The sequence below is a fragment of the Pseudomonas sp. DCB_AW genome (assembly GCF_026240895.1).
In the GTDB taxonomy this organism is placed as follows: Bacteria; Pseudomonadota; Gammaproteobacteria; order Pseudomonadales; family Pseudomonadaceae; genus Aquipseudomonas; species Aquipseudomonas kermanshahensis.
Genome location: NZ_JAPFCE010000119.1, coordinates 1 through 8,070, shown reverse-complemented (window position 1 = coordinate 8,070; position 8,070 = coordinate 1). Strand labels below are relative to the sequence as shown.

The 8,070-nt window shown below is 59.7% G+C and carries 9 protein-coding genes; 8 read left to right on the top strand and 1 reads right to left on the bottom strand.

All coding sequences use genetic code 11. From position 1 onward, the window contains the following. Positions 1–201: 201 nt before the first annotated feature. Positions 202–762, bottom strand: a complete 561-nt coding sequence (locus OO306_RS27450) for a hypothetical protein (RefSeq protein WP_099429722.1) — start codon at positions 760–762, stop codon at positions 202–204. Positions 763–1,008: 246 nt separating this feature from the next. Between OO306_RS27450 and OO306_RS27445 the strand changes: the two genes are divergently transcribed. The 8 genes from OO306_RS27445 (at position 1,009) to OO306_RS27410 (ending at position 7,792) form a co-directional block, all read left to right on the top strand. Continuing rightward, positions 1,009–1,998, top strand: coding sequence for an aldo/keto reductase (locus OO306_RS27445; RefSeq protein ID WP_265970344.1), 990 nt, complete (start codon positions 1,009–1,011; stop codon positions 1,996–1,998). Then, the gene (locus tag OO306_RS27440; protein ID WP_265970343.1) at positions 1,995–2,585 is read left to right on the top strand and encodes a flavodoxin; all 591 of its coding nucleotides are present in this window, start codon (positions 1,995–1,997) and stop codon (positions 2,583–2,585) included. The genes OO306_RS27445 and OO306_RS27440 overlap by 4 nt, the downstream gene beginning before the upstream one ends. A gap of 28 nt (positions 2,586–2,613) precedes the next feature. Next, the gene (locus OO306_RS27435; RefSeq protein ID WP_323055840.1) at positions 2,614–3,117 is read left to right on the top strand and encodes an aldo/keto reductase; all 504 of its coding nucleotides are present in this window, start codon (positions 2,614–2,616) and stop codon (positions 3,115–3,117) included. Positions 3,118–3,175: 58 nt separating this feature from the next. Next, complete coding sequence (locus tag OO306_RS27430) at positions 3,176–3,643, top strand: cupin domain-containing protein (protein ID WP_265970342.1); 468 nt, start codon at positions 3,176–3,178, stop codon at positions 3,641–3,643. Positions 3,644–3,872: 229 nt separating this feature from the next. Further along, on the top strand, positions 3,873–4,646 hold the full coding sequence (locus OO306_RS27425) for a carboxymuconolactone decarboxylase family protein (RefSeq protein ID WP_265970341.1): 774 nt from the start codon (positions 3,873–3,875) through the stop codon (positions 4,644–4,646). A 121-nt stretch (positions 4,647–4,767) separates the two neighbouring features. Further along, positions 4,768–5,712: an alpha/beta fold hydrolase gene (locus OO306_RS27420; protein ID WP_265970346.1), complete on the top strand. Its 945-nt coding sequence runs from the start codon at positions 4,768–4,770 to the stop codon at positions 5,710–5,712. A 50-nt stretch (positions 5,713–5,762) separates the two neighbouring features. Then, positions 5,763–6,815 carry an alpha/beta hydrolase gene (locus OO306_RS27415; RefSeq protein WP_265970340.1) on the top strand — a complete coding sequence of 351 codons (1,053 nt, stop codon included), beginning with the start codon at positions 5,763–5,765 and terminating at the stop codon, positions 6,813–6,815. An 83-nt stretch (positions 6,816–6,898) separates the two neighbouring features. Then, the gene (locus tag OO306_RS27410; protein WP_265970345.1) at positions 6,899–7,792 is read left to right on the top strand and encodes a LysR family transcriptional regulator; all 894 of its coding nucleotides are present in this window, start codon (positions 6,899–6,901) and stop codon (positions 7,790–7,792) included. Positions 7,793–8,070: the final 278 nt, after the last annotated feature.

Genomic DNA, 8,070 nt, shown 5'->3' with positions numbered 1-8,070 from the left:
ATCTTTGTGGGAGCGGGTTTACCCGCGAACACGGGCGAAGCCCGTGCCATCCTCCGCGTTGCCTGCTTCGCGGGTAAACCCGCTCCCACAATAAATGTTGGTGAGTCCAACGGCAGCCATGGGTCGACTGCAGCCGTTAGCCAGTGACCGCTTTCGACCCGAAGCTGCCGCTCATCGGCGATCAAATTGCGATCCAACTGTCTAGCCGGCGAGTGAAACCACTAAGTCAAATGCTGTAATAGGAATGTATGCCAAGGCGATGCTCGAATAATGCTCGCGAGACCTGGCGATGAACGCGCAGAGTGGAAGGGCAATCATGATCACGTCCAATACGCCCCATAGCGCTATTGGCGATGCCTTGAAAAAGCTTACGTTTACGACAAGCCCGAGGAATAAATAAGCAGACAGGAACAACAGCGCGTAACGGCCATCCTGTTCGAAGTAAACCTGAAGGCCATTCTGCTCATCCTCACTGCGACTGGGGAGCAACAGCGCAGAGGCTATAAAAAGAGAAAGCGCTAACAGAACGAGCAGGAGAAACTCCAAAAATGTGAACGTAACTTTTATGGCCGGCAGAGCGTTTACAGCCCACCAGAAGTCAAGTTGCGTAGTGAACAGCATCGTGGCCCAGGCGAGCGGTACCCAATCAGGCTTCGCCGCGCGGCGAATGCGGAATACCGTCAATACCCCCAGTAGAAGCCGAGTGACGGAGAGCCCGAGTATCATCGAGAGTATCGTGGCAACGATCGGAAAATTGCTCATGGTACACCCAGGCTTTGGATATTCTGGTTTTAGCACACCTTCCGACAGTAGGCCGGTTATATCGCGCCCTGATGAATAAACGATTGCCCTAGGGCAGCCTTTCATGCGTCCCATGAGGATACAGCCCCACAGCCTGCCCTCTGTGATTGATGAACAAATTTCATGAACCCTTGCCAATTTAACCATCTAGTCCCCACTCGGTAGCTCGCTTACTGTTCTCCCAACACCAAATGTCGGGAGATCCAGATGCACAAGCGCACACTCGGAAACAGTTCACTTGAAGTGTCAGCCCTGGGCTTGGGTTGCATGGGCTTAAGCCATGGCTACGGCCCGGCGACTGACACACAACAGGCCATTGCGCTGATCCGATCGGCGGTTGACCGGGGCGTCACGTTCTTCGATACCGCCGAGGTTTACGGCCCCTACCTGAACGAACAGGTGGTGGGCGAAGCCCTGGCACCGGTGCGCGATGAAGTGGTCATCGCCACCAAGTTCGGCTTCACCTTCGGCGACGACAATAAACAGCAGATTCTCAACAGCCGCCCCGAGCACATCCGGGTCGCGGTCGAGGGTTCGTTGCGTCGACTGCAGACCGACTACATCGATCTGCTTTACCAGCACCGCGTCGATCCGGACGTGCCGATCGAGGACGTCGCCGGCGTGGTGAAGGACTTGATTGGCGAAGGCAAGATCAAGCACTTCGGCCTGTCGGAGGCCGGTGCGCAGACCATTCGCCGTGCACACGCGGTGCAACCGGTCACAGCGCTGCAAAGCGAATACTCATTGTGGTGGCGTGAGCCTGAGCAGGAAGTCCTGCCGACGCTTTGGGAACTGGGCATCGGCTTAGTGCCGTTCAGCCCACTGGGTAAAGGTTTTCTCACCGGCACGGTGTCGGCGCAGACCACTTACGGCAGCGACGATTTCCGCAGCATCGTCCCGCGTTTCAGCCAGCCGGCGCTGCAAGCCAATCAGCGCCTGGTGGTATTGATCCGTGAGATCGCCGCGCAGAAACAAGCCACACCCGCACAGATCGCGCTGGCCTGGCTGCTCGCGCAGGCACCGTGGATCGTACCGATTCCGGGGACGACCAAACTGCCTCGCCTGGAAGAAAACCTCGGCGGCGCGGACGTCACGCTCGACGCCGCCGAACTCAAAGCGATCGATGCCGCACTGGCGCACATCCGCATTGAAGGCGAGCGCTATCCCGAAGCCCTAAAGGCGCGAGTCGGTCGATGAACAATGATCACGATCCGCTGCGGCGCACGGTGATCGCCGCCCTGGCCAGCGCCCCGCTGCTGTCGCTCGCCGACACGCAAGGCCCCAGTGAAACACCCCGCTCAGGCTCGCGGATTCTGGTCGCGTATTTCTCGCGCTCGGGTAATACCCGCATGGTCGCCGGGCTGATCCAACGTGGGCTGAATGCCGATCTCTTCGAGATTCGCCCGGCCCAAGCCTACCCCGAGGACTATCTGCAAACCGTTGAGCAGGCACGTCAGGAGCGTGACAGCGGCTTCGAACCCGAGCTGCAAAACAAGGTTCAGTTCTTGAGCGACTACGACACGATCTATCTCGGCTTTCCGATCTGGGGTGAAACCGCCCCGCCGATCGTGCGCGCCTTTCTCAGCGCCCACGACCTGACCAGCAAAACCCTTATCCCCTTCAACACCCACGGCGGTTATGGCTTGGGCAACAGCCGCAGCGTGCTGGTCGAGCACGCGCCGAAGTCCAGGGTTCTGGAAGGTTTTGTGATGGAAAGTGAGCAGGAGCGTAAGACCATGGAGCGCGTGAACGGCTGGCTGAGCGATCACTCCCTCACGCGTTGATCGAATTCAGTACGGAGTGACAGCATGAATATCCGCACGTTGGGCAACGGCCTTCACGGCGGTGCAGAGTGAATATTCGCTGTTCTGGCGAGGCCCGGAATTGGAGCTGCTGGCAGTGCTGGAAGAACTGGGGATCGGCTTCGTACCGTTCAGCCCGCTCGGCGCCGGTTTCCTCACCGGGCAGATCGACGAGCACACGCAGTTCGATGCCAGCGATTTCCGCAACTTCGTCCCGCGTTTTTCCCCTGAAGCGCGCAAGGCCAACCTGGCATTGGTCAATGTGGTGAAAGCCGTCGCGCAACGCAAAAGCGCCACGCCGGCGCAAGTGGCGCTGGCCTGGTTGCTCGCACAGAAACCGTGGTTTGTGCCAATCCCGGGCACGACAAAGCAGCATCGACTGGAAGAGAACCTGGGCGCTGGCCAACTGCAATTGACCTGCGACGATCTGCGCGTGATCAACGAGCAGATGGCGCAGATTCAAGTGCAGGGGGAACGCCTTCCGGAGTCGGCATTGAAGATGACCGGACTCTGAGTCTGCCCAATCCGGCGCCACGTGCAGCGCCCTTTCACGTCTTACCGGAGTCGATCCGATGAACCGATTGATCGCACCACTCGTTGCTTTTTCATTCATGGCGGCAGAATCCCAAGCTGCTAGCGAAATCCGCGTTACGCCGAACGGCTCGCAGCCCTCGATCAAGGGGGCCGCGCAAAACTTCACCGGTAAGGTGCACGTTGATGGCCTCTTCAAGGGCGAGCCGCCGGCGCGCGTCGGAGGCGGCACGGTAACCTTTGAACCTAGCGCGCGCACGGCGTGGCACACCCATCCGCTGGGGCAAACGCTGATCGTCACCGCAGGCGTCGGCTACGTCCAACAAGAAGGTGGCCCGCGACAGGAGATCCGACCGGGCGACACTGTCTGGATCCCACCGCATACCCGTCACTGGCATGGCGCCACGGCCAGCAACGGCATGACCCACATCGCCATCGCTGAAGCCGAGGACGGCAACACCGTTACCTGGGCGGAGCAGGTCTCGGAGGCGCAATACGCCGGAGAATGAAGTTACGGAATGTGTCGATGCTGGTCACCTGGCATCTTCGCCGCAAACCGTCATCCGACCTCCAGGCCGCGCACCAGCGCGTTCGCGCCGCTATTGCAGCGGTCATGGCACTGTCGACTCATGAGCTCTGCTCAGAAGTCCATGCGCAATTTCGGGGTTAATCGAGACAACCATCCTCCGTACGATCCAGCGGCACCGCAGTGACCCACAAGCGATGGAGCCTCTCACGATGACCACTGACGCACGCAACAGCACTGCCATCCTCGCCCTCATGGCACTCTGTCTGGGTGTTGGGGCGATGTTCAGCGTTACCACTCAAGCAACCGAGGCATCGCAGACCATGGCCAGCACGCCCGCCAGCACAGCTACCTTGTCGCGCCAACAACAAGCGATTCCCCTGATCGCCGCGTTCATGGCCACCAGCGACATACCCCACCTCAACACCGCGCTCAATCAAGGGCTCGATGCCGGCTTGACCATCAGCGAAACCCGGGAAATTCTGGTGCAGCTTTACGCGTATGTGGGCTTCCCGCGCAGCCTGAACGCCTTGAACGAGCTGATGACGGTGGTGCAGACGCGCAAACAGCGCGGTATCGAAGACGCCCCGGGGCGTGAACCGAGCCGGGCGATTCCGATCGGGGATGAGCTGCTGGCTGCCGGCACCGCGAATCAAACCAGAATCTCCGGCGCCCCGGTCAAAGGCCCGGTGTTCGAGTTCGCTCCGGTGATCAACCAATTCCTGCAAACCCACCTGTTCGGCGACATCTTCGAACGCGACAACCTCGACTGGCAAAGCCGCGAACTGGCGACTGTCGGGGCGCTGGCGGCAACGCCTGGGGTCGAGCCGCAATTGCGCTCGCACATGGCGGCGAGCTTGCGCGTCGGCCTGAGCACGGCACAGTTGCGCGAGGTCACGGAACTGCTGAAGAAACACAGCGATGCGCAGACGGCGGAACGTGCCAATACCGCGTTGACCCAAGCCCTCGCGGCTTCGGGGAAATGACATGAAATCTGCAAAGTACCTGCTGAGCATCCCGCTGTTGAGCCTGTTGGCGGCCTGCGCGAACAACCCCGATGGCTCGTTGCTGATTCAACAGCAAGGCAGCTTCGCCGCCGGCGGAACGGTGACCACTGCACCGGGAACCTTCAACCCGCACCAACCAATGGCGCCCAACGGCCAGACCTACCACGGTGACCACGCCTACGCCTTCTATCAAATCCCGGTGGATGCGCGAAAACTGCCCATCGTCATGTGGCACGGTGCGGGTCAGTTTTCCAAGACCTGGGAAACCACCGCCGATGGTCGCGAAGGCTTTCAGAACATCTTTCTGCGCCGCCACTACGGCGTCTACCTGATCGATCAGCCACGGCGTGGCGTTGCAGGGCGCAGCATGGTCGAGACCACAATCAAGCCTGTGCCTGACGAGCAACTGTGGTTCAACCAGTTCCGCATCGGCCTGTGGCCTAACTACTTCAACGGTGTGCAAGTGGCACAGGATGCCCAGACCCGCGAGCAGTTTTTCCGGGCGATGACGCCGAACACCGGGCCGTTCGACATGGGCGTGGTTTCTGATGGCGTGTCAGCACTGTTCGACAAAATCGGCCCGGGGATTTTATTCACTCATTCGCAAGGTGGCGGGCCAGGCTGGTTGACGGCGATCAAGAACGACAAGGTCAAAGCCATTGTGGCGTTCGAACCGGGCAGCAGCTTCGTATTTGCGGATGGTGAAGTGCCTGCGCCGATTCCCAGCGCGTTCGACACGGTGCAAGGCGCGGCGGTGCCGATCGAGCAATTCATGGCCCTCACGCGCATTCCGATTCTGATCCTCTATGGCGACAACATCCCTGAGCAGGCGGTCGAGCTGCCCGCTCAGGACAGTTGGCGCGCACGCCTGAAGATGGCCCGGCTCTGGCGTGACGCGGTCAATCGCCACGGCGGTGATGTGCGACTGATCCACCTGCCGGAGATCGGTATTAACGGCAATACCCACTTCCCCATGTCGGATCTGAACAACGTGCAGATCGCTGACATGGTCGCGCAATTCCTCAAAGAAAAACAGCTGGACTGAGCCAGACACTTCTGCAACTGCCGCCCTTTTTGATTGCCCAGGAGTTACACGTGAAAAACACTCTCAAAGCCACGTTCATGTCGGCCTTGGTCGGCCTCTCGGCTGGCGAAGCCTTGGCCGCCGATTACAAAAAGAACCCGTTCACCCTCGCCTACGACGGCGCTATCAGCAAGAACGAACCGGGCAAGGTCAACATCCATCCGGTCAGCTACAAACTCAACGGTCTGGATATCGCCGCCAACGTCTACACCCCGGCTAATTATGACGCGAAGAAGACCTACCCGACCGTGGTCGTTGCACACCCCAATGGCGGTGTGAAAGAACAAGTCGCCGGTCTGTATGCTCAACGCTTGGCCGAACAGGGCTACATCACCATCACTGCCGATGCGGCGTACCAGGGCTCCAGCGGTGGTCAGCCGCGCAGCATCGATAAACCGGCGTATCGCATCGAAGACATTCACGGCATGGCCGACTTCATCAGCCAGTTTGCCGGCGTCGATGACAAGCGCCTGGGCCTGCTCGGCATCTGTGGCGGCGGTGGTTATTCGTTGGCGGCAGCGCAAACCGACAAACGCTTCAAATCGCTGGCAACGGTGAGCATGTTCAACTCGGGCCGGGTACGTCGCAACGGCTACAACGACTCGCAAATGGACAGCATTGCGCAACGCCTGCAACAGGCGTCAGCAGCTCGCGCGCAAGAAGCCGCCGGCGGCGCGGTGCTGTATTCGGGCGATGCCAACCTCACCGACGAGCAGATTGCCAAACTGCCCTTCGAGCTGTATCGCCAAGGTTATGAGTACTACTGGAAGACCCACGCGCACCCGAACTCGACCTTCAAATACACCACCAGCAGCCTGATCGACTTGATGCGTTTCGACGCCACTGATCATATAGAGCTGATCAACCAACCGCTGCTGATGATCGCCGGCAGCAAAGCCGACAGCCTGTACATGACGCAGGACGCCTTCGCCAAAGCCACCGGCACTACCGACAAGGAAGTGTTTATCCTCGACGGCGCGACGCACATCGAAACCTATTGGGTACCGCGTTATGTCGATGCCGCGATTGGCAAACTGACCGCGTTTTACGGCCGCACCTTGTAATCACCGCTCTTGGGGGTCGCGCATCTGTGTGCAACCTGCTTTCATGGATCAATCCCGCGCCCCTTCATGAGAGGCCCTCATCAATGTCACGCGCTAATCTTAACGACCTGCAAGCCTTCGTGGTCATCACCCGCGAAGGCAGTTTCACCCGTGCGGCCGCCCAGCTTGGCGTCTCGCAGTCGGCACTGAGCCATACCATGCGCGCGCTGGAAAGCCGTTTGGGCGTGCGCTTGTTGACGCGTACCACGCGCAGCGTTTCGCCGACCGAGGCGGGTCAGCGGCTGTATCAATCGATGGCGCCGCGGTTCGATGAGATCGAACTCGAACTGGCCGCGGTCAGCGAATTTCGTGACACCCCGGCAGGCAATGTGCGGATTCAGGCATCCGAACACGCCGCCAACAACATTCTGTGGCCCAAGCTTTCAAAGGTGCTTCCCGACTACCCGGACATCAATGTCGAAATCACCGTCGACTACGCCCTCTCCGACATCGTCGCGCAACGCTATGACGCCGGTGTACGCCTGGGAGACCAGGTGGCCAAGGACATGATCGCCGTACCCATCGGGCCGCCCCTGCGCATCGCTGTCGTGGGCTCACCTGATTATTTCAAACAGCGGCCGGTGCCGAAGGAGCCCGGTGATCTGGCCGCGCAAAATTGCATCAATCTGCGCCTCCCCACCCATGGCAGCCTGATGCAATGGGACTTTGAAAAGGATGGCCATGAACTGAAGGCCCGTGTCGAAGGGCAATGGACGTTCAACAGCAGCGTGCCGATCCTGCGTGCGGCCGTGGCGGGATGTGGCTTGGGTTTCCTGCCGGAAGACATGGTGGCGAAGGAGCTAGCCGATGGCAGCCTTGTGCGGGTATTGGAAGATTGGTGCCAACCCTTTGCCGGTTACCATCTCTACTACCCAAATCGCCGTGAACATTCATCAGCATTTGGCGTTGTAGTTGAAGCATTGCTCTACAAGCACTGAGTCACCGACCTGAGCATCTGAATTTTACCCGCCCCACAAACCCGCGATTCAGCAGACGCTTTTTGATCGATTGCAGTCGTACGTGACCGGCCGCAATGGGTCGAATGCAGTTGTTCGCTAGTGACCGCTATCGACCCATGGCTGCCAGTCGTGTCTGAGGTGATCTTTGTGGGAGCGGGTTTACCCGCGAACACGGGCGAAGCCCGTGCCATCCTCCGCGTTGCCTGCTTCGCGGGTAAACCCGCTCCCACAATAAATGTTGGTGAGTCCAACGGCAG